This is a genomic window from Kangiella sp. (genome assembly GCF_014762745.1).
In the GTDB taxonomy this organism is placed as follows: Bacteria; Pseudomonadota; Gammaproteobacteria; order Enterobacterales; family Kangiellaceae; genus Kangiella.
This window is the reverse complement of record NZ_JABURJ010000058.1, coordinates 26,980-52,256: the sequence shown is the minus strand read 5'-3', so window position 1 is coordinate 52,256 and position 25,277 is coordinate 26,980. Positions and strand designations below refer to the sequence as shown.

19 protein-coding genes are annotated in these 25,277 nt (G+C 46.5%); 7 read left to right on the top strand and 12 right to left on the bottom strand.

Going from position 1 to position 25,277, the window contains the following annotated elements; genetic code table 11:
- The 3 genes from HUJ19_RS04430 to HUJ19_RS04420 all read left to right on the top strand — a co-directional run.
- Positions 1 to 317 (top strand): EVE domain-containing protein (locus HUJ19_RS04430; protein ID WP_290622487.1); only part of this gene is annotated, 317 nt, incomplete at its 5' end.
- 8 nt (positions 318 to 325) lie between these two features.
- Positions 326 to 985, top strand: a complete 660-nt coding sequence (gene rpiA, locus HUJ19_RS04425; protein WP_290622485.1) for a ribose-5-phosphate isomerase RpiA — start codon at positions 326 to 328, stop codon at positions 983 to 985.
- Positions 986 to 1,625: 640 nt separating this feature from the next.
- Positions 1,626 to 2,135, top strand: coding sequence for a hypothetical protein (locus HUJ19_RS04420; RefSeq protein WP_290622484.1), 510 nt, complete (start codon positions 1,626 to 1,628; stop codon positions 2,133 to 2,135).
- Positions 2,136 to 2,525: 390 nt separating this feature from the next.
- On the opposite strand, the gene prsR is transcribed toward HUJ19_RS04420, so the two are convergent.
- The 3 genes from prsR to HUJ19_RS04405 all read right to left on the bottom strand — a co-directional run bounded on the left by prsR (position 2,526) and on the right by HUJ19_RS04405 (position 6,262).
- A complete protein-coding gene (gene prsR / locus HUJ19_RS04415) occupies positions 2,526 to 3,881 on the bottom strand; it encodes a PEP-CTERM-box response regulator transcription factor (RefSeq protein WP_290622483.1) in 1,356 nt (451 codons plus the stop codon).
- 17 nt (positions 3,882 to 3,898) lie between these two features.
- Entirely contained in the window at positions 3,899 to 5,896 is a 1,998-nt protein-coding gene (prsK, locus tag HUJ19_RS04410; protein ID WP_290622482.1) for an XrtA/PEP-CTERM system histidine kinase PrsK, read from the bottom strand.
- 102 nt (positions 5,897 to 5,998) lie between these two features.
- On the bottom strand, positions 5,999 to 6,262 hold the full coding sequence (locus HUJ19_RS04405; RefSeq protein WP_290622480.1) for an acyl carrier protein: 264 nt from the start codon (positions 6,260 to 6,262) through the stop codon (positions 5,999 to 6,001).
- A gap of 230 nt (positions 6,263 to 6,492) precedes the next feature.
- Between HUJ19_RS04405 and serA the strand changes: the two genes are divergently transcribed.
- On the top strand, positions 6,493 to 7,722 hold the full coding sequence (gene serA / locus HUJ19_RS04400) for a phosphoglycerate dehydrogenase (protein WP_290622479.1): 1,230 nt from the start codon (positions 6,493 to 6,495) through the stop codon (positions 7,720 to 7,722).
- A 58-nt stretch (positions 7,723 to 7,780) separates the two neighbouring features.
- Here serA and fba read toward each other — a convergent pair whose 3' ends face one another.
- The 5 genes from fba to HUJ19_RS04375 all read right to left on the bottom strand — a co-directional run bounded on the left by fba (position 7,781) and on the right by HUJ19_RS04375 (position 18,261).
- The gene (gene fba, locus HUJ19_RS04395) at positions 7,781 to 8,845 is read right to left on the bottom strand and encodes a class II fructose-bisphosphate aldolase (protein WP_290622478.1); all 1,065 of its coding nucleotides are present in this window, start codon (positions 8,843 to 8,845) and stop codon (positions 7,781 to 7,783) included.
- A 45-nt stretch (positions 8,846 to 8,890) separates the two neighbouring features.
- A complete protein-coding gene (locus HUJ19_RS04390; RefSeq protein ID WP_290622476.1) occupies positions 8,891 to 10,069 on the bottom strand; it encodes a phosphoglycerate kinase in 1,179 nt (392 codons plus the stop codon).
- A gap of 428 nt (positions 10,070 to 10,497) precedes the next feature.
- Entirely contained in the window at positions 10,498 to 11,499 is a 1,002-nt protein-coding gene (gap, locus tag HUJ19_RS04385) for a type I glyceraldehyde-3-phosphate dehydrogenase (RefSeq protein ID WP_290622475.1), read from the bottom strand.
- A gap of 27 nt (positions 11,500 to 11,526) precedes the next feature.
- Complete coding sequence (gene tkt, locus HUJ19_RS04380) at positions 11,527 to 13,524, bottom strand: transketolase (RefSeq protein ID WP_290622488.1); 1,998 nt, start codon at positions 13,522 to 13,524, stop codon at positions 11,527 to 11,529.
- A gap of 186 nt (positions 13,525 to 13,710) precedes the next feature.
- Entirely contained in the window at positions 13,711 to 18,261 is a 4,551-nt protein-coding gene (locus tag HUJ19_RS04375) for an EAL domain-containing protein (protein WP_290622474.1), read from the bottom strand.
- Between the two features lie 171 nt (positions 18,262 to 18,432).
- Here HUJ19_RS04375 and elbB point away from each other — a divergent pair, with 171 nt between their 5' ends.
- Positions 18,433 to 19,089 carry an isoprenoid biosynthesis glyoxalase ElbB gene (gene elbB, locus HUJ19_RS04370; RefSeq protein WP_290622473.1) on the top strand — a complete coding sequence of 219 codons (657 nt, stop codon included), beginning with the start codon at positions 18,433 to 18,435 and terminating at the stop codon, positions 19,087 to 19,089.
- An 8-nt stretch (positions 19,090 to 19,097) separates the two neighbouring features.
- On the opposite strand, the gene HUJ19_RS04365 is transcribed toward elbB, so the two are convergent.
- Positions 19,098 to 21,176, bottom strand: coding sequence for a thioredoxin domain-containing protein (locus HUJ19_RS04365; RefSeq protein ID WP_290622472.1), 2,079 nt, complete (start codon positions 21,174 to 21,176; stop codon positions 19,098 to 19,100).
- Positions 21,177 to 21,280: 104 nt separating this feature from the next.
- Here HUJ19_RS04365 and HUJ19_RS04360 point away from each other — a divergent pair, with 104 nt between their 5' ends.
- Positions 21,281 to 22,009, top strand: a complete 729-nt coding sequence (locus tag HUJ19_RS04360; RefSeq protein ID WP_290622471.1) for a DUF599 domain-containing protein — start codon at positions 21,281 to 21,283, stop codon at positions 22,007 to 22,009.
- Positions 22,010 to 22,365: 356 nt separating this feature from the next.
- Here HUJ19_RS04360 and HUJ19_RS04355 read toward each other — a convergent pair whose 3' ends face one another.
- Positions 22,366 to 22,956, bottom strand: coding sequence for a DsbA family protein (locus HUJ19_RS04355; protein ID WP_290622470.1), 591 nt, complete (start codon positions 22,954 to 22,956; stop codon positions 22,366 to 22,368).
- Positions 22,957 to 23,099: 143 nt separating this feature from the next.
- A complete protein-coding gene (locus HUJ19_RS04350; protein ID WP_290622469.1) occupies positions 23,100 to 23,717 on the bottom strand; it encodes a c-type cytochrome in 618 nt (205 codons plus the stop codon).
- A 130-nt stretch (positions 23,718 to 23,847) separates the two neighbouring features.
- On the opposite strand from HUJ19_RS04350, the gene yihA reads away from it, so the two are divergent.
- Positions 23,848 to 24,465, top strand: a complete 618-nt coding sequence (gene yihA, locus HUJ19_RS04345; protein ID WP_290622468.1) for a ribosome biogenesis GTP-binding protein YihA/YsxC — start codon at positions 23,848 to 23,850, stop codon at positions 24,463 to 24,465.
- A 76-nt stretch (positions 24,466 to 24,541) separates the two neighbouring features.
- On the opposite strand, the gene HUJ19_RS04340 is transcribed toward yihA, so the two are convergent.
- The gene (locus HUJ19_RS04340; RefSeq protein WP_290622467.1) at positions 24,542 to 25,123 is read right to left on the bottom strand and encodes a hypothetical protein; all 582 of its coding nucleotides are present in this window, start codon (positions 25,121 to 25,123) and stop codon (positions 24,542 to 24,544) included.
- Positions 25,124 to 25,277: the final 154 nt, after the last annotated feature.

Sequence of the window (25,277 nt, the reverse complement as noted above, 5' to 3'; positions counted from 1 at the left end):
TTTTCTTCTACCACTCAAACTGCAAACCTCCAGCAATCGTAGGCATCATGGAAGTCGTCAAAGAAGGTTATGTTGACCATACCGCTTTCGACCCCGACCAAAAGTATTACGACCCCAAAAGTAATCCTGATAATCCTCGCTGGTACATGGTTGACGTAAAACACGTTCGTGATTTGAAGCGGGAAATTCCATTGGATGAGTTAAAACAGTACCCAGAACTTGCTGACATGAAGCTAGTACAAAAAGGTAACAGACTTTCAATAATGCCGGTCACCAAGGAAGAATGGGACTTTATTTTAAGTATTGAAAAACAATAGGAGCCTCTATGACACAGGATGAATTAAAAAAATTAGTGGGTGAAGCCGCGCTGGAATATGTCGTCGAAGATTCCATTGTTGGCGTCGGTACGGGCTCAACCGTCAATTACTTTATTGATGCACTGGCCACCATGAAACATAAAATCAAAGGCGCTGTGTCCAGCTCAGAAGCCTCAACCGAGCGACTCAAGCAACATGGCATCGAAGTCTTTGAACTCAATGAAGTGGATAAAATTCCGGTCTATATTGATGGTGCGGATGAATCAAACCATCTACTGGAACTCATCAAAGGCGGTGGCGGCGCCTTAACCCGCGAAAAAATTATTGCCGCAGTTGCCGATCAGTTCATCTGTATTGCTGATGAATCTAAGCTGGTTCGTCGCTTGGGTGAATTCCCACTGCCCGTTGAAGTTATTCCGATGGCACGCAGTTATGTGGCTCGACAAATTGTCAAGCTTGGTGGTGACCCGGTTTACCGCACAGGCTTTGTCACCGATAACGGCAACGTCATTCTTGATGTGCATGGGCTAATCATTAATGAGCCAATTAAACTTGAGCGCATATTGAATAACATCGTCGGTGTTGTAACCAATGGTTTATTTGCTGAAAGAGCAGCCGATGTGTTGTTGCTTGGTAAAGACGGTAAAGTGGAAACAATTACGCGTTAGGGTATTTTTTTCGCCTTAAGGCGACCTACTTTTCTCTACCAAATCCCTATATTCCACAATAAACAGCGTCTACTTTGGACGCTGTTTATTTCCTCTAAAGCTTCATAATTTTTAATAAACTCTCAATCGCATATTCCCGTCGTTTATAGTCAAGTAAGTACAAACCTTTTAAACAGGTCGGTTGTTGGATGGCATTACTAAACGACTAATCCAACCCACTACAAATCTTCTTTGTGCTCCTTTCGCAATTTATCCACCCACTTAAAAAAATACATAAAAAGAATTAGTGGTAAGTAAATCCATAGAGTAACTTTTAAAATAGTCTCCCAAAAGGTAGTTATTGAGCTTTGCCTAAAACTAAGCTCAATCAAGCTAAAAAGTATGAACCAAACAATAGTGATACAAATAGCCCTTAACCATATTGGTTTTGTTTCGGCTAGTTTGCTGTTAACTAAAATTACAGCTAACCCTCCCCCAACAATACCTTCAAATATGCCTAGCATTTGTTAGTCCTATCTTTTCTATTATTTAAAAATTTTTGACAGCCACAAATTATGCCGTACGAGATTACCATCATTTAACCACTAACTTTGAATAAACTCTCAGAACCATATTTCCATTATGGGTATGATCGCTTCCTTTGTCACTTTGCCTTATACGCCTGATGTATGACGATATTCAGAATCCCCCGCAGCAACTGACCCAATCTAAATTTAAACCATGGTTCTGGCTTTTAATCCTGCCGCTATACCTGTTCGGCTGTCTTTGGGCTCTTGCAGGTTCCGTTGCTGGCTGGCAAGAATTGCTGCAACTATCCAATCTTTCAGTGTTTTCTCTGGTAGTTATTGTATTTGCCCTATGCATGTTGATCTGGCTGTCCTATAAATTAATTCAAGGATTTAACAAGCTGACAGAATGCTCACGTTATGAAGTGTATCTAGCCGAAGTCTTCGAAAATCGAGACCGGCAGCGACCAGCTCAAAATGCCATGCGACTGGATTATCTGAGAAAGTTACGAAAACAGAATAGCGAAGTTCGAGGCATTACAGAATCTGGCCAGAAGCAGTTATTAGTTCTGGCAATGGTTGGCTTGTTATTGATGTTAGTTGGGTGTGTTGGTCAGTTAGTGAGTCACTTGGTTTTTTCTTAGTTTTTGAGCCTTACGGCGACCTACTTTTAGAAATCAAGGTTATTTATCTCTAAAGTCATTGCAAAACGACCATAGCTGAAACGAGCACCACTTATCCCCCTAGATTGAGCTGAGTAGTAGTCAAGACACAGCAATTCAAATCGTGGATGATTTGAATAGTAAAATTCGGGCCAAGGATGGCTCGTATTTTACGGTGCGTTAAGTGGCTTGGCGGATACGAAGGGAGTTTCGCTTGCGAAACCTCAATCTCCGGGGTGGCCTTCTTTTGGTTCCTTTTCTTGGCCACGCAAGAAAAGGAACTCGCTGAGTAGCGAAAAAAATTATTGGATATTGTTTGAAGTGTCGGATGGCGTCGCCAGGCGATTTATCCGACCTACAAACACATAACCCTTAACTACTAATACTATATTTATCCATTAAGCTGTAGAGGGTTGGTCGAGTCAGGCCCAACAGTTTTGCGGCTTGGGAAATGTTGCCGTCAGATAGCACGATGGCGCGTTGAATGGCGCGGGTTTCGGCGGCTTCTCGAACCTGACGTAGGTTCAATGGCATTTCGCGTAACTGAGCTTCGTCAATCTGCAAGTCTTTGGCGGTAATTTGATTGCTGTCTGACATTACCACCGCACTTTTGATTTTATTCTCCAGCTCGCGAACATTGCCTGGCCAGCTGTAGGCTTCCATGGCCTGAACGGCATCTTTTGAGAAACCTCTGATATTGCGTGAGTACTGGCGGTTAAATTTTTCCAGTAGCGAGCGGGCAATCAACACCACATCACCGTTGCGTTTTGCCAGCGCTGGAATATTGAGTACAACCTCACTGAGTCGATAGAAAAGATCTTCTCTGAATTTGCCTTCATTGACCAGATCTTCAAGCGTATGATGGGTCGCTGCAATGATGCGTACGTCTACCGGGATCGATTCACGCCCGCCCACCCTTTCAACCACACGTTCCTGTAGGAAGCGAAGTAACTTGGCCTGCAGTGCCATTGGCATATCGCCAATTTCGTCGAGGAACAAAGTACCGCCATTGGCATATTCAATTTTACCCATGGTGGTTTTGTTAGCGCCTGTGAAAGCTCCCGCTTCGTAACCAAACAACTCGCTTTCAAGCAGGTTATCAGGGATAGCGGCACAGTTGATCGCTACCATGTTTTTGCTGCGGCGAGGGCTGATGTCATGAATGGCTCTGGCCAGTAATTCTTTGCCAGTTCCGCTATCACCCAGTAACAAAACGCTTACGTCAGTAGGAGCGACTTTTTCAATTTTCTGGCAAACGCCCATCATCTCCGGGCTGGTGGCAATGATGCCATGAAAGCTTTCTTTCTGTTGTTGGAAGTGACGACGATTGTCATCTTCTAACTTTGCAAGCTCAAATGCACGCTTGATAATCAGCGTCAATTCTTCCGGCTGAATCGGTTTCTGATAATAATCATAAGCACCGGCGTTAACCGCCTGCATGGCAATTTCACGCTGGTCATTACCGGTCACCACAATGACTTTACTGGTCGGTGATAAAGACAGGATCTCTTCTAGAAGCTCAAGCCCTACGCTGGCATTAGCAGGATCTGGCGGTAAGCCAAGGTCAAGGGTTATGACCTGTGGCTGGTAACGCCTTAATTCTACTAAAGCACTGTCGCGGTCTTCTGCAAGAATTACGTTATATTGATCGAATGACCACTTGAGCTGTTTCTGGAGCCCTTTGTCATCCTCAATAATTAATAAGTCGGGTTTATTTGTTTGTGCCATCCTGTCCTCTTTATTTTCTAATCGCCGGGCGTCAACGTCTGCAAAATGACTATGCAACGTGTTCCTTTCCCCAATTCACTTTGTATTATTAAATCACCACCAAAGCTTTGGAGCAAATAGCGGCATTGATAAACGCCAATGCCCATGCCTGCATTGCCCTTGGTTGTGGCAAATGGTTTAAACAGTTGCTTGCGTACAAAGTCCGCATCCATGCCTTTGCCCTTATCGACAATATGCCAGTGTAGCTCCTGACCGAGCTGGTCAAATCGGTGGTGAATTCTATCACTCTCGTTACTGGCATCAATCGCATTCTGATGTAGATGCTGAATGATATTAAGCAGTTGCTCCTGATTAGCATACACCTCTACTTCCGGAATATCTCCTATCAGATTAAGGCGGCTTGCTGCTTCTTTAAATTTGGCAAAAACCTCCGGAATATAAGCCTGTAAGACTTCTTTTTTCGGTAATTGCTTACGTTGCAGCTGTTCCAGCATCTTATTCAAACGCTGAGTCGCGCTGGCGACGGTTTCAAAGCTGTCATCGACAAATTCAGGGTTATCACGGTAGCGATGAGCATTATGGGTGATCAACTCCAGCTGGGCGGTCACATTTTTCAGGTCATGAACCACGAATGCCGATAACCGATTAAACGCATCAAACTGTTCGCGCTCATAAATTTGCGTGGTCGCTTCAAACAGCGCCAGATAACTGGCCATCTGCTGACCTGCAGCTTTGAGCAAGTCATGATCTTCCCAGTTCAGGCTCGGTTTAGAGTAGCTACTACGCAGCCCAACAACCGCTACCAATTCTTCGCCGCGACGTAAGGGGATAAAAATCTGATGCTGCTGAAAGAGCGGGGAGTGATGATCGAGCTTGAGCCCCTGATAGACATTTCGATTGTTCTGATACTCTTTGATATCCACGACCCAATTGGTACGCTCGATAAAATCAATCAGTTCGGTCGGCAACTGATAAGCCAGCTCATTATTCAATGGTGAGTTCAGTGGCGACTGCCAGTTGTCGGTATAAATAAAGAGATCGCCTCGACGGCTCCATAGCTTTCCGGCAGGGCTGCTGATGATATTGGCCAGTGCTTTAATCGATAGTTGGTAGAAATCGCCCTGTACATTAGCTTCATCCAGAGCACGGTTAAATCCCAGCCAGCTTTCACGATAATCATATTTATAGCTGGCGAACAGCTTGGTAATCATGATCTTAAGCTGACTGAGCAGTTTTTTCTTATAGGCCAGCCAGACAAAGGCAATAACCGCCAGGGCCAGTACTGCCGCTCCGATCAGTGGCTGCTGCCAAGCCACACCTATCAACATATAGCCAACCACCGCCAGCCAGCACAAAATGGCAAAGATATTGAGGCTGCTTTGCGGACGGTAGGTTTGTTGAATGTTTTCCAGATCCAGACGCGACTGGTCAATGCGCTGAATATGGACCAGACTGAATGCCATGGCGATGCTGGCAATAATGGCCCGCGACACATCCAGTGCTTCAGAATCAACATTCAGGCTAAGCATCAATATCAGCATCGATAGCAGATCCCAGATCAGAACAATGCCCAGCGCACCGCCCAGTGTGGAGATTTCCGCTCTTAAGGTTTCTGCAAACTCATTACCCGCCCGCTCCATCATCTGCATCATTAATAATAATATGAAGCCTGCTATTGCTGGATTGATAACTCGCTGCATATCACCTTCATAGAGAATGATAAAACTCCCCCAGCTAATAAAAGCGACCAGAATAGCCAGACTTAACAGCTTATGGTGATTGGCAAAATAGAATAAAAAGAAGGTTAAGGCGGCATAGATCCCAAATAAACGAACCCACTCAACCATCCAGTTATTGAGATCAAGGCCGGTCTCCACCAGTTCCAGACCGCTCCAGCCAATAAAAGTCATAGCCAGCAATAGAATAGGCCAGCCAAGCTTGGAGCCTCGCCAGCGCAATAGAACCGTCATGAACAACAAGCCTGCCAATACGATACAGGCGATAAATCCGGCCATTTTTCTGCTTACTTGAATTGTTTGAAGTCTATGGGTGTTATAAAAGAAAAAGGCCGAAAAAGCTACTTTTCGGCCTTAAAAATCAATTATCTATGGTGCGTTTTAAATAGCAGTCGCGGCCTGCTGTACTTCAACAAACTCGGTCAGAGTGGCCACTGACTCAAATACTTCGCCGGTCAGCTCATCATCAGATATTTCTATGCCGAAGTTTTCTTCAATTTGCATCAGAATAGAGACAATCGCCATTGAGTCAAACTCTGGCAAATTTCCCAGCAGCAAAGTATCAGCCGTCAGCTGATCGGCATCAATTGATAGCGTATCGCTTAGCAAAGCTATCATTTTATCGATGTTGGTCTGGTATGCCATTCGGCCAATCTCCTCAAGTCATGCTCTGACGCTCATTTCAGGCGCAGTATCGCTTCGTGCCGCACCTTCTGCGACGCAAGGCGGCAGATTGTAGCAAAAATGCCCCTTTTAGACACCTATTTTGCAACTGTGCATGATATTTATAGTGAATAACTATTAGCTACTTTTACAAGCTGATCGGATCTGTTTTAATAGACTTTCGTTGCCTATTTACCGCTGAACACATCAAGATGGCGAACACATCATTCGATAAACACCAACTGAAAGTTTTACTCCTCGAAGGAGTCCACCCTAAAGCAGAACAACTGTTCAGGCAAGATGGCTACCATCAGGTAGAGAGTCTTAAAACCGCCCTATCTGCCTCAGAGCTGAAAAGTGCGCTGCAAGACTGCCATTTCCTGGGTATTCGCTCGCGCTCACAGATTACTCCGGATGTGCTGGCCGAGGCCAATAAGCTAGTTGCCATTGGCTGTTTCTGCATCGGCACTAATCAGGTCAACCTTAATGCCGCCCAACACAAAGGCATCCCGGTTTTCAATGCCCCTTATTCCAATACACGCAGTGTAGCGGAGCTGGTACTTGGCGAAATTATTATGCTGTTACGCGGTATTCCAGCCAAGAATGCCGCTGCCCATCGTGGTCAGTGGCTGAAAACGGCCAGCAATTCGAATGAAGCACGTGGCAAGACCTTAGGCATCATAGGATATGGGCATATCGGAACACAGCTTGGCATTCTGGCCGAAGGCATTGGCATGCAGGTCAAGTTCTACGATATCGAAACCAAGTTAACGCTTGGCAACGCCAGTCAAGTTGCCGATTTACATCAGCTGTTAGCCGAATCCGATGTGGTGACTTTACATGTTCCAGAAACACCACAGACCAAAGGCATGATGGGTAAAGCCGAACTGGCGGCGATGAAATCCGGCAGCATCCTAATCAATGCTTCACGCGGTACGGTTGTTGATATTGACGCTCTGGCCGATGCACTTAGAGCAGAGCAGATTCTGGGAGCAGCCATTGATGTATTCCCGACCGAACCCAAATCAAACAGCGAAGAGTTTCAATCGCCCTTACGCGAATTTGACAATGTAATATTAACGCCCCATATCGGTGGCTCAACGCTGGAAGCGCAGGAAAATATCGCCATCGAAGTCACTGAAAAGATGATCAAGTACAGCAACAACGGCTCCACCGTCTCAGCAGTCAACTTCCCGCAGGTGGCATTACCGGAACATGTTAATACTCACCGGATTCTGCATATTCACCACAATAAACCCGGTATCCTGTCGCAAATCAATCAGATCCTGTCGCACAACGACATCAATATTTCGGCACAGTATCTACAAACCCAGGGTGATATTGGTTATGTAGTTACCGATATTGATCAAAGCTCCAGCCAGATAGCACTGGAGAAAATGCGCGAAATTGAAGGGACTATTCGAGCACGGGTGCTCTATTGATCTGAGTTTTGACCATAAAAAAGGCCAGCAAATGCTGGCCTTCTTATTTACGATGGAATTACTTAACGCGTGGGTCAAGCTTACCGGCTTTATAGTCTAACGCCATCTGCTCCATATTGATTGGCTTGATTTTGCCAGCGTTTCCGGCAGTACCAAAGGCTTCATAACGTGCTTTACAGATTGCCTGCATCGCATCTTGCGCTGCCTTGTTATATTTGCGTGGGTCAAATTCTTTCGGGTTGTGCTTCAAGAATTTACGCACTGCACCAGTAGCAGCCAGACGTAAGTCAGTATCAATGTTTACCTTACGAACGCCGTGTTTGATGCCTTCCTGAATTTCTTCAACCGGCACACCATAAGTTTCACCCAAGTCACCACCGTATTCATTGATGGTCGCCAACCAGTCTTGCGGCACTGATGAAGAGCCGTGCATAACAAGATGTGTGTCAGGAATACGGGCGTGAATTTCTTTGATTCGGTCAATCGCTAATACATCACCTGTTGGTGGGCGTGTGAACTTGTAAGCACCGTGCGATGTACCGATAGCGATAGCCAAAGCATCCACTTTGGTATCTTTCACGAACTGAGCAGCTTCTTCTGGGTCAGTTAGCAACTGGTCATGGCTTAATACACCTTCTGCGCCTGAGCCATCTTCTTCACCAGCCATGCCGGTTTCAAGTGAACCCAAGCAACCTAGCTCACCTTCTACAGAAACACCGCAGGCATGAGCCATCTCAGTGGCCAGCTTGGTTACGCGAACGTTGTACTCATAGCTTGCTGGTGTTTTCATGTCTTCTTCCAATGAGCCATCCATCATCACTGAGCTGAAACCCAGTTGAATTGATTGCTGACACACTGCCGGCGATGAACCATGATCCTGATGCATACAGATTGGAATATGCGGGAATTCTTCGGTTGCCGCCAAGATCAGGTGACGCAGGAAGTTTGAACCTGCGTATTTGCGAGCACCCGCAGAAGCCTGAATGATCACTGGGCTGTCAGTTTCATCCGCTGCCTGCATAACGGCACGCATCTGTTCAAGATTGTTTACGTTAAATGCCGGAATACCATAATCATGCTCTGCTGCATGATCGAGTAACTGACGTAATGTAATTAGAGCCATTTTCTTTCCCCTTAACTTTGTATCCTGTTCGACAGTCTTTAAAAGCTAGCCTTTCGCTCGCTCTTCTAAGATTGCCACTGCTGGTAATTCTTTGCCTTCCAGGAACTCCAGGAAAGCACCACCACCAGTTGAAATGTATGAAACCTTATCTGCAATACCATACTTATCGACCGCAGCTATGGTGTCGCCACCACCTGCAATTGAAAAGGCATCACTGTCAGCAATTGCTTTAGCAATCACTTCTGTGCCGTGACCAAACTGATCAAATTCGAAAACACCAACTGGGCCATTCCAGACAATAGTTTTCGCTTCTTTTAGGATCTTGGCAAGATGCTCGGCTGACTTTGGGCCAATATCGAAAATCATATCATCTTCTGCCACATCATTAACCGACTTAGTTTCCGCGGCTGCCGATTCTGCGAACTCTTTACCGGTTACCACGTCGACCGGCACCGGAATGTCGCCACCTTTCGATTGCGCTTGTTCGATTAGGCGTTTTGCTTCTGGAATTAAATCTTTTTCATACAAGGACTTGCCAACCGAATGTCCTGTTGCGGCGATAAAGGTATTAGCAATACCACCGCCGACAATCAACTGATCAACAATGCGTGATAGCGAGTCCAGTACGGTTAGCTTGGTCGAAACTTTTGAGCCACCAACAATCGCCACCATAGGACGGGCTGGATTATCCAGTGCTTTGCCTAAAGCTTCCAACTCACCGGCTAACAATGGGCCTGCGCAGGCAACTGGTGCAAACTTAGCAACTCCATGAGTGGATGCCTGAGCGCGATGAGCGGTTCCAAAAGCGTCATGCACAAATACATCGCACAAATCGGCGTACATTTTAGAAAGACGATCATCATTGGCTTTTTCGCCGACGTTACAACGAACGTTTTCGAATAAAACCACTTCGCCGTCATTAACCTCAACGCCATTTAAATATTCAGTAACCAGACGTACCGGAACATCCAAAACCTCGTTTAAGTAATCTGCCACGATTTGCATGGAATCGTTTTTAGTCAGCACACCTTCAGTCGGACGGCCACGGTGCGACATCACCATCAGCTTAGCACCTTTTTCCAGAGCCAGCTTGATGGTCGGCAAAGCCGCCTGAATACGAACATCACTGGTGATTTTGCCATCTTTCACCGGCACATTGAGATCTTCACGAATTAAAACACGCTTTCCCTGAAGATCCAGATCAGACATTTTCAACACATTCATAGTCTTAAACCATTCATGGTAAATTGGTTATCTGGGTAATGGTTCCCAGCCTTTAAAAACACAAACGGTGCGTCATGACGCACCCTACGAAACATTTCCAGTCAAACAGCGAACTGGATAGTGTAGCTCAGAAAATTGCTCCTGCATTTTCTGCACTCCTGCCATCCCTGGCAGTCGTTTTTCTTGTAAGACGCACTGCATACTTCGGACTTACATGAAACAGTGGTTAGTAAGCAATACGGCAAGTAGACCGCTAATCTAAGCTAGGATTTTTGGTTTTAGGCAACACCTTCAACCAAGTTATGCGCTGGATAGCTTAGATTTTTCTTGTAAGACGAGGCATGGCTAATTTTTTGAAAGCGACGCGTATTCAAATACGCCAGCTTGATAAAAATTAGCCATAACAAAGTATTACAAGAAAAAGATTGCTAGACAGACATCATCTTGATGGCAACGTCTAACATTCTGTTCGAGAAACCCCACTCATTATCGTACCAGGTAACTACTTTCACGAAGTTGCCTTCCTGTACACGAGTCAGGCCGGCATCGAAAGTTGATGATGCTGGGCTGTGGTTGAAGTCGATAGAAACCAGCGGCTCGTCGTTGTAGCACAATACATGGCCGTCTGCTGCTTTCTTAACGATTTCATTAATTTCTTCGGCTGAAGTATTACGACCGGCTTCGAAAGTTAAATCAACACACGATACGTTGATGGTTGGTACGCGCATAGCGAAACCATCCAGCTTGCCATTCAACTCCGGAAGCACTAAACCTACTGCTTTAGCAGCACCCGTTTTAGTTGGGATAATGCTTTGTGCTGCGGCACGCGCACGACGCAAGTCTGAATGCTGGTTATCAATCAAGCGCTGGTCGTTGGTATAAGCATGAATAGTGTTAACCAAACCTTTGTTGATGCCCACTGTGTCGTTAAGAACTTTAGCCAATGGCGCCAAACAGTTAGTGGTACAGGATGCGTTTGATACCACGCGGTGCTCTGGCTTAAGAATGTCATCATTGACACCGAATACAACGGTTGCATCAACGTCTGCCGCACCTGGTGCTGAGATAAGAACTTTCTTTGCGCCACCTTTGAAGTGCTTTGATGCACCAGCCTGATCTTTAAATACGCCAGTACATTCAAAAACTACGTCGACGTCCTGCTCGCCCCAAGGAATTAGCTCTGGGTTACGCTCGGCATACAACTTAATTTTATCGCCGTTAACGATCATGTATTCGCCATCGGTAGTAACGTCGGCATTAAAACGACCGTGAGTAGTATCATACTTTGTCAAATGAACGGTAGTTTCAGCTGGGTGTGAAGAGTTGATCGCTACCACTTGAATGCGATCACGGTAACCGTGCTCATAAATCGCACGAAGGGCGGTACGTCCGATACGACCATAACCATTAATTGCAACTTTAACTGTCATCTTTATCTCCAGAAATTACTCAGGCGTTTAATCTAAAAGTTCTTCGGCTACAGCAACCACATTGTCTACTGTAAACCCAAAATGTTTGAACAGGTCACCAGCTGGCGCAGACTCGCCAAAGCTGGTCATGCCAACGATGCGACCATCAAGGCCAACGTATTTGTACCAGTAGTCTGCAATACCCGCTTCAATAGCCACACGGCTCGGTACATCACTTGGCAGTACCGCTTCTTTATAGCTGGCATCCTGTGCTTCAAAGACATCGGTCGATGGCATCGAAACCACACGAACCTGCTTACCTTTTTCGCTTAATGCTTTTGCTGCCTGCACCGCCAGCTCAACTTCGGAACCGGTAGCGATGAAAATCAATTCTGGTTTGTCAACACAATCCACCAACACATAACCACCGCGTTCAACATTAGCTAATTGCTCGCTATCACGCTGCTGATGCTCAAGATTTTGACGGCTCAGACTCAATGCTGTTGGGCCATTACGACGTTCAATTGCTGCTTTCCAGGCCACTGCGGTTTCTACCGCATCGCATGGACGCCAAACCGACATGTTCGGCGTAGTGCGTAAATTCGCTAATTGCTCGATTGGCTGGTGCGTAGGGCCATCTTCGCCCAGACCGATTGAATCGTGCGTGAAGACGTAAATCGCCTGCTGCTTCATAAGCGCTGCCATACGAAGAGCATTGCGCGCGTATTCCATAAAAATCAGGAAGGTGCCGCCATAAGGCATCAAACCGCCATGTAGCGCCATGCCATTCATGATGGCGCACATACCAAATTCACGGACACCGTAATACACATAGTTACCGTTGGCGTCTTTGGCTTCGATGCCTTTAGAGTGGCTGTGAATGGTCAGGTTTGAACCTGCCAGGTCAGCCGAACCACCAACTAACTCAGGTAACAATGGTGCATAAGCGTTGATTGCCATTTGCGAGGCTTTACGTGAAGCGACCACCGGGCCTTCTTCCTGTAACTTAGCAATATAGGATTGCGCCTGTTCAGCAAAATCTACTGGCAGGCGACGGCTTAAACGACGCTCCAGCTCATTGGCCAGCTCTGGGTAAGCTTCTTTATAAGCAACAAATTTTTTGTTCCAGGCAGCTTCCTGCTGTTGACCAACTTCACGCGCACTCCATTCCTGCTGAATGATTTCAGGTACTTCAAATGCGGCATGCGGCCAATTGAGCTGCTTACGTGCCAGCTCAATTTCATCATCACCCAGTGGTGCACCATGACATTCTTCTTTGCCTTGTTTGTTCGGTGAGCCGAAACCAATAATGGTTTTGCAGCAAATCAGGGTTGGTCGTTCAGTGTTAGCACGCGCTTCTTCAATCGCTGCCTTGATGGCTTCCGGATCATGTCCATCAACCGCAGGAATGACCTGCCAGCCATAGGCTTCAAAACGTTTTGGCGTATCGTCAGAGAACCAGCCATCTACTTCACCGTCAATCGAAATGCCGTTGTCGTCATAAAACGCGATCAACTTGCCCAAACCTAAGGTGCCGGCCAATGAACAGACTTCATGCGAAATGCCTTCCATCATGCAACCATCCCCCATGAATACATAGGTGTAGTGATCAATGATGTTATGCTCGGGTTTATTAAACTCTGCTGCCAGTTTCTTTTCTGCAATCGCAAAGCCAACCGCATTGGCAATGCCTTGGCCTAATGGACCAGTGGTAGTTTCTACGCCAGGAGTGTAGCCATATTCTGGATGGCCAGGAGTTTTAGAATGCAGTTGACGGAAGTTCTTCAGATCATCAATTGAAATGTCATAGCCGGTGAGGTGTAGCAGCGAATAAACCAGCATGGAACCATGGCCATTCGACATCACAAAGCGGTCACGATTGACCCAGTCAGGGTTTGCAGGATTATGAACCAGATAGTCGTTCCAGAGGACTTCAGCGATATCAGCCATGCCCATGGGCGCTCCGGGGTGGCCGGATTTGGCTTTCTGGACAGCATCCATACTCAATGCGCGGATTGCGTTAGCAAGTTGAAAACGGGTAAGCATGTCGTTACCTGACAGTGACATGAGGTCTCCTCAAAAGGCAGCATTTTTTAGGCCGCATATTGTCGCAGACCCGCCCTGACCAATCAAATGATTTGCCTGTTTTTTACTCAGTTTTTTCCTCTAGAAGGCAATAAATTCGGGCTTTGTGGCTAAATTAATGCAAATCCGAGTTATGCATTAGTAGAATTAGTCCGATTCATTCTGGGTAATAAACTCGTCCAGATCAAAGTCTTTAATATTGAGCATGGTCTCAATATCCCAGGGCGGAACCGGGCGACTGAAGATGAAACCCTGAATTTCTTCACAGCCCATTTCGCGAAGAGCCTCCACCTGATTACGGTTTTCCACCCCTTCGGCTACGACCTTAATGTCCAGGTTATGAGCCAGAGTCACAATTGAAGCGACAAGATTACGATCGCGCTCAGAGTCCTCAAGATCCCAGACGAATGTCCGATCAACTTTCAAGGTATCAATAGGAAAGTCCTTGAGGTTACCTAACGATGAGTAACCCACCCCAAAGTCATCCAGTGCCAGACTGATACCCATCTCACGCAAGGTGCGCATCTGTTGGATTGACTGGGTCAAATCTTCCATCACCATGCCTTCGGTGATTTCAAACTCCAGCGCATCAGGTTCAATTTTAGCCAGATGTAGTGCATTCTTAACCGTTTCCCACAGATTTTCATGGTAGAACTGAACTGCGGACAGGTTAACCGCAACCTTGCCATGGAAAATGCCACGATTTTGCCAGTCACGAATCTGCAGACAGGTTTTCTCAATAACTCTTTGGCTGATCGGAATAATAAAACCCGCTTCCTCAGCCAGAGGAATGAACTCGTTCGGCAGCACCAGACCGCGACGTGGGTTACGCCAGCGTACCAGCGCTTCCATTCCGGTAATCTTGCCGGTTTGCAGGCTGACCTTGGGCTGGTAGAACATGACAAACTCATCTTTCTCAATCGCCTGGCGCAGCTCGCCCTCTAAGGTAATCCGCAGTTTAGCCTGTTCATTCATCTGGCGGGTATAGAACTGATAGGTGTTCTTGCCTTTCTTCTTGGCGTAATACATGGCGGTGTCGGCATTTTTGAGCAGCTCCTCGGCAGTCAGGCCATTTTCCGGATACATCACAATACCAATACTGGGCGACACCACCACTTCCGCTGTAGACAGCGGCAGTGGTTTGGCAAACTCATCCAGGATCGCCTGAGCGATCTTGGCGGGCTTGTTCCAGGTATCTACTTCCTGCAACAGCACAGTAAACTCGTCACCACCCAGACGCGCCACCACGCCGTGCTGTTCGCTGATTATTTCCTGCAGGATTTTTGCCACATAAATCAGTAGCTCGTCGCCAATGCCATGGCCTAAAGAATCATTGATTCGCTTAAAGTTATCAAGGTCAATAAATAATAATGCATGTTGATCGCCACGCTCAGAGTGCGCGATCAGATGCTGAAAATGATTTCTGAAGCTGGTGCGATTTTTTAGATCGGTCAGTTGATCGACCGTAGCTAACCGGCGCAGTTCTCTTTCCGCCTGCTTGCGGAAGGTAATGTCCGAGAAAACGCCGACATAATTGATCACATTGCCATCATTATCGCGCACTACATCGATATTAATTTCAATCGGATAGGTAGTATTATCTTTTCGCTTTGCTACCAGCTCACCGTACCAGCAGCCCTCATCGGCCAGTTCCTGACGTAACTCCATAAACTCTTCATCAGTGATCTCATGTAAGGCGCTGACGTTCATCAGCTTGCCCAGTACTTCCGACTCTTCGAAACCGGTAATTTTGGTGAAAGCCTTATTGACAGCGATATAGTGAAAGTTCTCATCCAGAATCCAGACACCATCCGAAATGTTATCGAACGACTTCACGATCATACTAAGCTGCTGCTCAGTGTTTTTCAGCTCGGTTATATTCTTCAGGGTGCCCGCCATCCGCAATGGCTTCTGGTTAGCATCGCGGCTCACCACCTTGCCGCGATCCAGCACCCAGATCCAACCACCCTGTTCATCGCTGATACGGTAGGTGCTTTCATAGTGCATGGACTTATCGGACAGATGCGCATTTAAAGCCTGTCGAACATAGGGCAGGTCATTTGGGTGGATATTCGAATTTGCCATTGAATACCCGCTTCGGACTCCATCTCGCGGAAAGTCATAAGGCCATTCATTGGAAAGGTGTAAAGCGCCTGATGGTATTTGCCAATCCCACAGCTCATCACCACTCCCCCATAGTGATAGCTTGAGACGCTCCTCACTTTGCGTCAGTTGTAGAGCTGCAGTTCTTCGCTCACGCACCCGCGCCCAGATCAGATAAGAGAAGGCCAAAATAATCAAGCCCAGCATAAACCCATACAGGGTGAAAGCCGAAGGACTCAGCCAGCCTGAGGTTTTTACCTTCACTTTTAGCTCCACCGGAGTTTCACTCCAGACACCATCTTTGTTTGATGCTTTGACCAGAAAACGATAATCGCCGGGCTGCAGGTTAGTGTAGGTGGCACGGCGTCCCTTGGCATCAGTTTCAATCCATTCCTTATCGTAGCCTTCGAGCATAAAGCGATAGCGGTTATTTTTTGGGTCAGCGTAATTCAGTCCAGAAAACTCAAAACTGATGCTGGTATCCTCGGGAAAGAATGTCACTTCGCTGGCGAGATTCGCTGGTTTGTTCAGGCGAGCTTTATGCTCATCGGCCACCAGTACCGGATTATTATTGATTAATATTTCGGTGATCACTGGCGTGGGAGGAATTTCATCTGCCTGATAAGCCTCGGCGCGGAAGTTGATGATGCCATTGATACCACCAAAATAGAGATTGCCATCTTGATCATGGGTGCTGGCGCCGGTATTAAATTCGAGGATTGGCTGATCTTCTGCCAGCGTGAACTGAGTCAGACTAAAATCAGTGGGTGAAACCCGAAACAGGCCTCGCCCGGTACCAACCCAAACATACTTGTTAGTATCCAGCTCCATGCTGTAAATACTGTCATGGATACCTGAACTGGTGCTATTAATGGTAGTAGCGATCTGACGAGTCAGATCAACGACCACCAGTCCATTACCGAAAGTACCAATCCATAAACGCTGAAACTGATCCAGCCCCAGGCTTAGTACAACGTCATTCGCTTCTTCCGGCACCTCTTTTATTAACTGGTTAAGGTTCTTAAAGCTGGTATTTTCAATATCAAAAAGATGAACGCCGCTTTCAGTCCCGATCCATAGATGGCGACCATCATCACTGGCAATTATCGTGTTAATCCGGTTGTTGCGGTGAAAGTCAGCATCGATCACACGATAGCGATTGACCTTGAAATTCTGATCAAGTCGCCACAGCCCCTCGGTTGTTCCTATCCATAAGTCGCCATCTTGATAATGTGCAGTCAGTAACTCAGCCGTATAGCTTTCATTCTCGAATACCTGCCGCAACTCCTGGTTTTTGATATTCAGCAACCAGACTGCATCAAATGTCATCACCCAGGCCTTGCCTGCACTGGCGGAGCCAATATAGTTAATGGTTTTATCTTTCAGTTCAGGCGGATCAATAATGGTAATTTTTTTCAGATCGAGTGGATCACGAGCATCCATCAAGGTAATTCCGTGCCCATCGCTGCCTATCAGCAGCTGGTCGTCTGCGGTGACGTGAAGAGCAAAAGTAAAGTCTGCTGCCAGCGAATCGAATGAATCCGGCTGAAAATAATTATGATTGAATAAAATTGCATTCGGGTTGATTTTATTCAGATAAGCAGAGGTACCGACCCACAGAATTCCGTTGCTGTCCTCATATAAGGAGTTAATGGTATTACTGCCGATCGAGCCTGGGCGGCCATAACGATAATGATTAGAACGGCCAGTTTGACGATTAATTGAATAAAGCCCCTCTTTTACCGTGCCGAGCCAGAGGTTGTCGTTTTGATCAAAAAAGACGGTGCTGGCCTGTAGATTGGCATCTCGTAGCCCAAGATCTGAATACAGGATTGGGGTAAAGGAATTATCATCAGGGCGATATTCGATGATACCCTGCTGGTAGGAGACCAGCCAGATATTGCCCTCTGGAGTTTCTTCAATATCACCGATGCCTCCCAGCTGACCGCCGGTGGTGGAGTTGATGATAAAGAACTGTTCACTATTCGGATTAAACTGCGCCAACTCTCCGCGAGTAGTGACTGCCCACACCCGCTGCTGACTGTCCACATAAATTTTACGAAGTTCACTGACCGTTGCCGTTACTCGACGGCTCAACATGATAGGGTAGGTTTTAAAGCCTTCAATAGCAGGGTCGTAATAAGAAGGGCCATTATAGGTCGCCACCCAGATACCGCCCTTATCATCTTTAGCCAGGCTGGTTACAAAATCATTGGCTAATGTGAAAGGCTCCAGCGGATTGTGGTGAAAGTTAATAATCTTGCCGGTCTGCTGCCGAAAAATATTCAGACCATTCTCAGTAGCAATCCAGATATCGCCATCATCAGCCACCAGCAGATCATGAATGGTCGGGTGGGAAAGATTGCTGTTCTGTTTCTGAAAGACTTTAATCTGGTAGCCGTCATAACGGTTAAGGCCATCTTCGGTTCCAATCCATAAAAAACCCTGCTCGTCTTCCACAACTGCAGTGATCACGCTTTGTGATAACTGGTCCTCAACGCCAATAGCATCCACAAGCTGTTGGTTAGCTTGTGACTGTTGGCTTAAAAAAATTGTCCCAATTAAACAGAAAAGAAAAAGAAATCGTGTCACCATTCATGGCCCTTTGCGACGTTATTTTCGCCTTTGTGCATTCCTACCCGGCAGGCTGTCCTCTAGTTTCGGTTAAAACGTCGCAAAAATCAAAATTCTTACGCCTGACAGCTAATTTTGCTTATATTATGATGGAGTTTTAACTTCATTCGACTGAACCAAGCAGGGAGAATTATGAAAAAGATTGCAGTGATTTTATCCGGCTGTGGCGTCTACGATGGCGCTGAAATCCATGAAAGCGTGCTGACCTTGTTAGCGCTGGAACAAAATGGTCTCGACTACCAGTGCTTCGCGCCAAATATTGAGCAGATGCATGTCATTAATCATCTGACCGGCGATGTTGCCGAGGGCGAGTCACGCAATGTGCTGGTTGAAGCTGCGCGCATTGCACGCGGCAATATCAAGGACCTGGCAGAAGCCAAAGAATCCGACTTTGATGCTGCTGTGCTGCCTGGTGGTTTTGGTGCAGCCAAGAACCTCTGCGATTTTGCGGTTAAAGGTAGTGATTGCACAGTAAATTCTGACGTGGAGCGATTTATCAAAGCCATGGCCGCAGCCAAAAAACCGGTTGGCTTTATCTGCATTGCACCAGCCATGATCCCAAGACTGTATGGCGAAGGCAGCAAGCTGACGATTGGTAATGACAAGGATACGGCTAATGCCATCGAAGCCATGGGCGGCGTGCACATGGCCTGTCCGGTGGAAGATATTGTCTACGATGAAGAACGCAACCTGGTGTCGACACCCGCTTATATGCTAGCCGGAAGTGTCTCGGAAGCTGCCAGCGGAATCAGTAAACTGGTCGCTAAACTTGCTAGCCTGCTGAAATAATCAGCAACTTAGTTTGTTTGCAAAAATTCTTGTATTGCATCCAATGATTCCAGTGCAGGGAAGCACTGCCGATTGCGACAACAATAAGCGACTGCCTTTTCTTGCAGCGGATATTTATCGGTTAATAAATCACTGTCAGCTTTAAGGCTAAATACCCAGCGATTGCCATATTGACCAGTGGTCAGATACTCCTGCCAGGCAACCGTCTGATGCAGGTTCCCGCGTAACACCCAGATTTCGGAGCCTTTATCAAAAGCTTGTAGCAGCCGCACTACCGATGGATACTGCAAAGGCGCCTTGATAGCCTCCTGACTGGCATCGGCTAAACTCTTCTCAATAAACTCCTGCCAGTCCAGCTTGCCGGTCAACTCAGAAACCAGCCACAATACTTCCAGTGCCTGACAGGCGCTATTAGGCATGGCATCATCGCTCCAGCTTTTATGACGTGTGATGACCGTTTCAGCGTCATTGGCCGTGTAGAAAAAGCCGCCGTTCTGCTTATCGGCGAATTGCACCCAGAGTCCATCGCACAATTGCAGCAACCACTGCCAGCCAGCCTCATCAAAATCAAAAGTCAGTCTCATCAATAATGCTTTGGCCAGATAGGCGTAATCATCTAGAAACCCCGGCTGATAAGCTACACCGTCACGATAGCATGCCATCAACTGCTTATCGTTCCATATTGTTTGCTCTAGTCCCTGCTGGGCATTTTTGGCCTGTTGCAAAATATTTTCGTTTCCCAGCTGACGGGCCGCACTGAAGAGCCCCTGCAGAAGTAATCCATTCCAGCTGGTCAACTGTTTATCGTCGAGAAAGGGTAAGGGTCGCGCATCACGCTGACTTTTAAGTTGTTGGCGCACAGACTCAATGACCAGTGGCAACTGTTTAGGATGAACCCCTGTTTTTTCTGACACTTCAGTCAATGAGCTGCGACAGATCAGATGCCACTTTCCTTCGAAATTGGCTTTGTCATCCATGCCATAATAGTGTCTGGCAACCGCCTGTTCATCACTACTCAAACCCTGTAAATCATCTTGCGCCCAGACGTAATAGGCTCCTTCTTCGCTATGCCCATCTTCATTCAAACTGTCGGCATCCAGCGCCGAGTAATAGGTCGCCTGTTCGCTCTGCATCTGTTCCGATAACCAGCTGATGCTTTGCTTAACGCACTGCATCCAGTCGCCGCAAGCATAATAATGACCCGCTTCAGACATCAGCCTGATCAGCTGCCCATTGTCATAGAGCATTTTTTCGAAGTGCGGAATATCCCAGCCTTCATCCACGCAGTAGCGGAAAAAACCACCGCCCAGATGATCGTAGAGACCATAGTCTGCAAAGGCGCCGAGGGTTTTCTGCAGCTGGTCGCTTAATGCTTTGTGTTGGCTTTTCTCATTCAATACCAGCTCAAACACAGTTTGCCAGATTGCTGCCTGCGGAAACTTGGGCGCGCCCTGAAAGCCACCAAAATCCTTATCGGCGCGTTTCAATACCTCATCAATAAAGGCAGTGCTCAACTCATCAGCCGTTACCTCAGACGACGCCTGCGAGCGACTGATTGAGCCAGAGACAAACTGCAACGCTTCCTGCAATTGGCCATTCTGTTGCCTGATTTCTTCGCGCTTTTGCGCAAAGACATGGGCAATATTCTTCAATAAGTCGGTGAATGCCGGCATACCGTATTTGGGCTGTTTCGGAAAATAGGTGCCGCTGAAAAAGGGCGTTAGAGTATGTGGGTCAAGAAAAGTGGTTAGTGGCCAACCGCCAGCCTGACGATTGAGAAGCTGGTGAGCCAATTGATAGGTCTTATCCAGATCCGGGCGCTCTTCGCGATCCAGCTTGATGTTAATAAAAAGCTCATTCATGACTGCAGCAGTTGCATCATCCTCAAATGACTCATGAGCCATGACATGACACCAATGACAGGATGAATAGCCCACCGACAATAGAATCGGCTTATCCAGCTGCCGTGCAAGCTCCAGTGTTTCTGCTGTCCATTGCTGCCAGTGCACAGGGTTATCCTGATGCTGCTGTAAATAAGGACTACTGGCATCCTGTAGATTATTCTTAAGCTCTGTCTGCTGTGTCATAAAGTTATGCAGCCATATCATAAAGTTGCTTGAACTGAACTTCAAAGCATGTCACTTTTAACCACACTCCTGCAACCACTTATGCCTAAGTTTGAGGATTTCTCATGGCCTTATCTTTTTTGCCGTTACTCGACTGGATTGCGCTGGTCTGGTTTTTAGTTTGCTGGGTCGGCTACACGCAATACGCTAGAATACAACATGGCAAACGGCCAACCATTGCCAACCAACTGGCTGCCAATCGGGAGCAATGGATTGAAAAGATGCTGAAACGCGACGTGAAAATTTCCGATATGACCGGACTTGGCATACTTCAGCGTAATGTTACTTTCTTTGCATCCACCACTATATTTATTATCGCAGGTTTGTTAACGGTTCTCGGCTCAACCCAGCAGGCTATCAACCTGTTATCCGCCCTGCCCTGGATAGAAATCGCCTCACGTGCGGCATGGGAAGTTAAAATTATTTTGCTGGTGATTTGTTTTGCTTATGCATTTTTCAAATTCACCTGGTCAATGCGCCAGTACAACTTTGCAGTGGTTCTGTTTGGCGCAGCGCCCGATCAATCCGGTGATCCGGAAGAGCATAAGCTTTTCATCAAACATACTAACTGGCTACTAAGCCGCGCCTCCAATTCCTTTAACTATGGACTGCGTGCCTACACATTCGCCATCGCTGTGCTCGGCTGGTTCTTCAATTCCTGGATTTTTATCCTCTGTTCAAGCATCGTCGTACTTGTTCTCTATCGACGCGAGTGTCGCTCAGCAACCCTCGACGCACTCTATAACGCCAGCCATCATAGCAATGAAAAAACCTTACCGGATTATTGGGGGTGATTTGTACTAACTCCTGCTCAGACATGCACTAACAACCCCTTTTTGATTGAGCTGAGTAGTAGCTAAGATATAGCAATTCAAAACAGGAAGTTTTGAATTGCACACGTAGACTGGAAAAAAAGGATTTACTAACACCAATCAATTAAGAGCAATACTAAATATTTGCTTCGTCATTCCCCAGCCTGACTGGGGAATCCAGATCTTTTAACGCTCTTTAGTAAATCACTGGATCCCGCGGTCAAGCCACGGGATGACGATATTTAGGTTTAACTGAATGAATTTAAAGAGTTGGTGCATTCCAACATTTAATTAGGCGAACGCAGTTCGCCCCTACAGACGACAGTTCTCGTACCTTACTACAAAGATTTCAGATAACGTAACACTTCTGCAAAACGGTCTACTTTCATGGTGTGATTGGCGTCGGTGGCAAACTGCCCTTTGATGACGACTGTTGGTGCATATTGAATCTGATACTTGGCAGCGAGTCGTTCAGCTCTTTGAACTTGTTGATAAAGCTCTTTATTTTCAAGTAATTCCGTTAAGACTTCCTCATCAACACCCATGACCAATAACTCTTCCTGCATGGCGTTGAAGTCAGTTACGTCTATGTCGCCACTATCAATTTTAGCGATCATGTCCGCTTTCTGCTGCTCACTGAGCTCCAGCAATTGCATGGTATAGTGCAATTTTGCCGCTGCTCGCCATTCAGGGCGCGCAATTAGCGGCACATACTCAAGCTCTTCCAGCTCAGCGGAAAGTTCCCGCTCAAGCGCTCGACAAGAGCTACAACCTAGCCAACTGAAATAGAGATTATCCTCTGTGTTTAACTGCTTTGAATCTGGTAACTCAATCCGCCAGTAATCCTGCCCCTGCTCAATTGCAGCGGCGCCTGGGATACTGGCAGCAGAAGCTATACTTAGTGCAAAAACCGATAATAAATATTTCATAAACATTCTCTGGATAGATATTGGTTCAACTCATAGACAACAGCTCAAGCAGCTAGTGCTACTCCAGACGCCATAAAAAAAGGCGACTGATGTCGCCTTTTTTACCCTGATTCAACAGGTGTTTGCAACTTTAAGCGGTCAAATTAGTGAAGACCCAACATAAAGTGTGCAACTGCTTCAATTTGTTGTTCAGACATGCGGTTTGCGATATCACGCATAACAGCATTATCATCATTAGCGCGTTTTGCCCAACTGAAATCTTTCAATTGCTTGATAGTATATTCTGGGTGTTGGCCAGAAACTGCTGGATAGCCAGCTAAGTCAAGACCTTGGCCAGTTGCTCCATGACAAGCGGCACAGGCTGCAACACCACGCTCTGCATCGCCCTGGAAATAGATTTTCTTTCCTAACTCCAGGAATTCTTTTTTTACAGCACCAAGCTGAGTTTCCTGACTGGCATAATAAGCCGCCAAGTCTGCAATATCCTGGTCGCTCAAGTTAGCAACCATTGGTGCCATTGACGGATCATAACGACCTTGTGACTGGTCTTTTGCACCAGCCTGAAAGTCTTTAATCTGCTTTTCAAGGTACTTTGCATTTTGACCTGCCAATTTTGGCCAAATTGCATTGGCACTATTACCATCTTTACCGTGACAAGCGGCACATGTAGTAGCCAGTTCCGCACCTTTGGCGGCATCACCTTCCTGCGCAGAAGCAGTGGCACCAAATAAGAATAATGCAACAATCACTAACTTTTTCATCAGGTTACCCGTATAGTTCTGTTAAATAGTCATCGCGCATGTGCAATGACGGAGAATTCGAAAAAAGTTCGATGAATTATAGGGAACTAACCAGTAAAATGCCAATATCTCTTATAAAAAATACGCCTTTATGAACTATCAGACTGCTAAATATCTACTTGGCGCTGCCAAACTCGCCCAACTGCCGCCCGACGAAGGGATTGAGGTGGCTTTTGCTGGCCGTTCTAACGCTGGCAAGTCCAGTGCGCTAAACACTCTGACCCAACAGAAAAGCCTCGCCCGAACCAGTAAAACGCCGGGCCGCACTCAACTGATTAATGTCTTTACTCTCGACGAAGATCGACGCCTGATTGACCTGCCGGGTTACGGTTATGCCAAGGTTCCCGAGGCCATGAAGCTACAATGGCAGGAAGAGCTATCACGTTATCTGCAGCAACGTAAGTGCCTGCGAGGATTGGTGCTATTAATGGATATTCGTCATTTCCTTAAGGATAGCGATCAGGACATGCTGGCCTGGGCCTCTGAAGTGGGACTGCCCGTACACTGCCTGCTCAGTAAAGCCGATAAACTCAAGCAAGGCGCAAAATCTAAGGCTGTCCTGCAGTGTAAGAAAGCCGTTAAGGAACTACACCCAACAGCAACCGTACAAGCCTTTTCTTCGCTTAAGCGTGAGGGTCTAGATCAACTCTACAAAATCCTTGATGAGTGGTATCAACCATCTGAAGAGTCCGAGGAACAGTCTCAATAAGCCTAAATCAGCAGGTTGCAGTATAAAAAATAAAAGGGGCTCGATAGCCCCTTTCTCATTGGTCGGATTAGAGTCATTAGAACCTAAAGGTTAAATCAAACTCTTTTCTGGCACTTAAATCGAAGTAATTAGTAGCTGACGCAGTGACTTTTGCACGCATGATACCACCTGCTCCACCGAGTCTGGCGCATACTTCATTTGCCTCCTTTAAGATTATAGTTGTACTAACCGCCTTTACTCTTGGCACTTCATCACCAGATCCTGGTAGCGGATAACGACGATCCAGATTCTCACCTAACTCAATAAAGCCGTACTCGCGCTCATTGCCATCCGAATCATACGTTCTTACACGGCACTTAAATTTCACATTAACCTGCACTGTCACATTCTTCACCCCTGACTGCAGATCCTCGGCAGTTGCCAGAAACGTATATCTGGTGTTGGGATTAACACCTCGAAACTCAGCTGTTTCCCCTTCTCGAAGGAAATCAACATTAACCGTTGTGCCATACGCTGCACTTAGATCGGTTGACGGCATTGATACTTTTATTGATGGAGGGCTATGTTCGCCGGCGTCAGGTAAACTCACGGTTTCACAACCGGCTAATATGAGTGTTGCTATAAAGGTGGGTAAATATATTTTCTTACTGATTTTCATTTTAAACTCCTTATAAGTTAATTAGGCTTCCTGCCCACCATGCATTCTATTGATTGGATTAATCATTTTAATAGAGCACTTTTCTCATATTGCTGTAAGTTATATCTGCTTTATTTTGCAAAGCACCACCGCCTCCGCTAGGATCAAACCACTA

Coding starts and splice junctions, on each gene's coding strand:
- rpiA (WP_290622485.1), top strand. CDS start 326: ATGACACAGGATGAATTAAAAAAATTAGTGGGTGAAGCCGCGCTGGAA.
- prsR (WP_290622483.1), bottom strand. CDS start 3,881: ATGGCACAAACAAATAAACCCGACTTATTAATTATTGAGGATGACAAA.
- prsK (WP_290622482.1), bottom strand. CDS start 5,896: ATGGCCGGATTTATCGCCTGTATCGTATTGGCAGGCTTGTTGTTCATG.
- HUJ19_RS04405 (WP_290622480.1), bottom strand. CDS start 6,262: ATGGCATACCAGACCAACATCGATAAAATGATAGCTTTGCTAAGCGAT.
- serA (WP_290622479.1), top strand. CDS start 6,493: ATGGCGAACACATCATTCGATAAACACCAACTGAAAGTTTTACTCCTC.
- fba (WP_290622478.1), bottom strand. CDS start 8,845: ATGGCTCTAATTACATTACGTCAGTTACTCGATCATGCAGCAGAGCAT.
- HUJ19_RS04390 (WP_290622476.1), bottom strand. CDS start 10,069: ATGAATGTGTTGAAAATGTCTGATCTGGATCTTCAGGGAAAGCGTGTT.
- gap (WP_290622475.1), bottom strand. CDS start 11,499: ATGACAGTTAAAGTTGCAATTAATGGTTATGGTCGTATCGGACGTACC.
- tkt (WP_290622488.1), bottom strand. CDS start 13,524: ATGCTTACCCGTTTTCAACTTGCTAACGCAATCCGCGCATTGAGTATG.
- HUJ19_RS04375 (WP_290622474.1), bottom strand. CDS start 18,261: ATGGTGACACGATTTCTTTTTCTTTTCTGTTTAATTGGGACAATTTTT.
- elbB (WP_290622473.1), top strand. CDS start 18,433: ATGAAAAAGATTGCAGTGATTTTATCCGGCTGTGGCGTCTACGATGGC.
- HUJ19_RS04365 (WP_290622472.1), bottom strand. CDS start 21,176: ATGACACAGCAGACAGAGCTTAAGAATAATCTACAGGATGCCAGTAGT.
- HUJ19_RS04360 (WP_290622471.1), top strand. CDS start 21,281: ATGGCCTTATCTTTTTTGCCGTTACTCGACTGGATTGCGCTGGTCTGG.
- HUJ19_RS04355 (WP_290622470.1), bottom strand. CDS start 22,956: ATGAAATATTTATTATCGGTTTTTGCACTAAGTATAGCTTCTGCTGCC.
- HUJ19_RS04350 (WP_290622469.1), bottom strand. CDS start 23,717: ATGAAAAAGTTAGTGATTGTTGCATTATTCTTATTTGGTGCCACTGCT.
- yihA (WP_290622468.1), top strand. CDS start 23,848: ATGAACTATCAGACTGCTAAATATCTACTTGGCGCTGCCAAACTCGCC.
- HUJ19_RS04340 (WP_290622467.1), bottom strand. CDS start 25,123: ATGAAAATCAGTAAGAAAATATATTTACCCACCTTTATAGCAACACTC.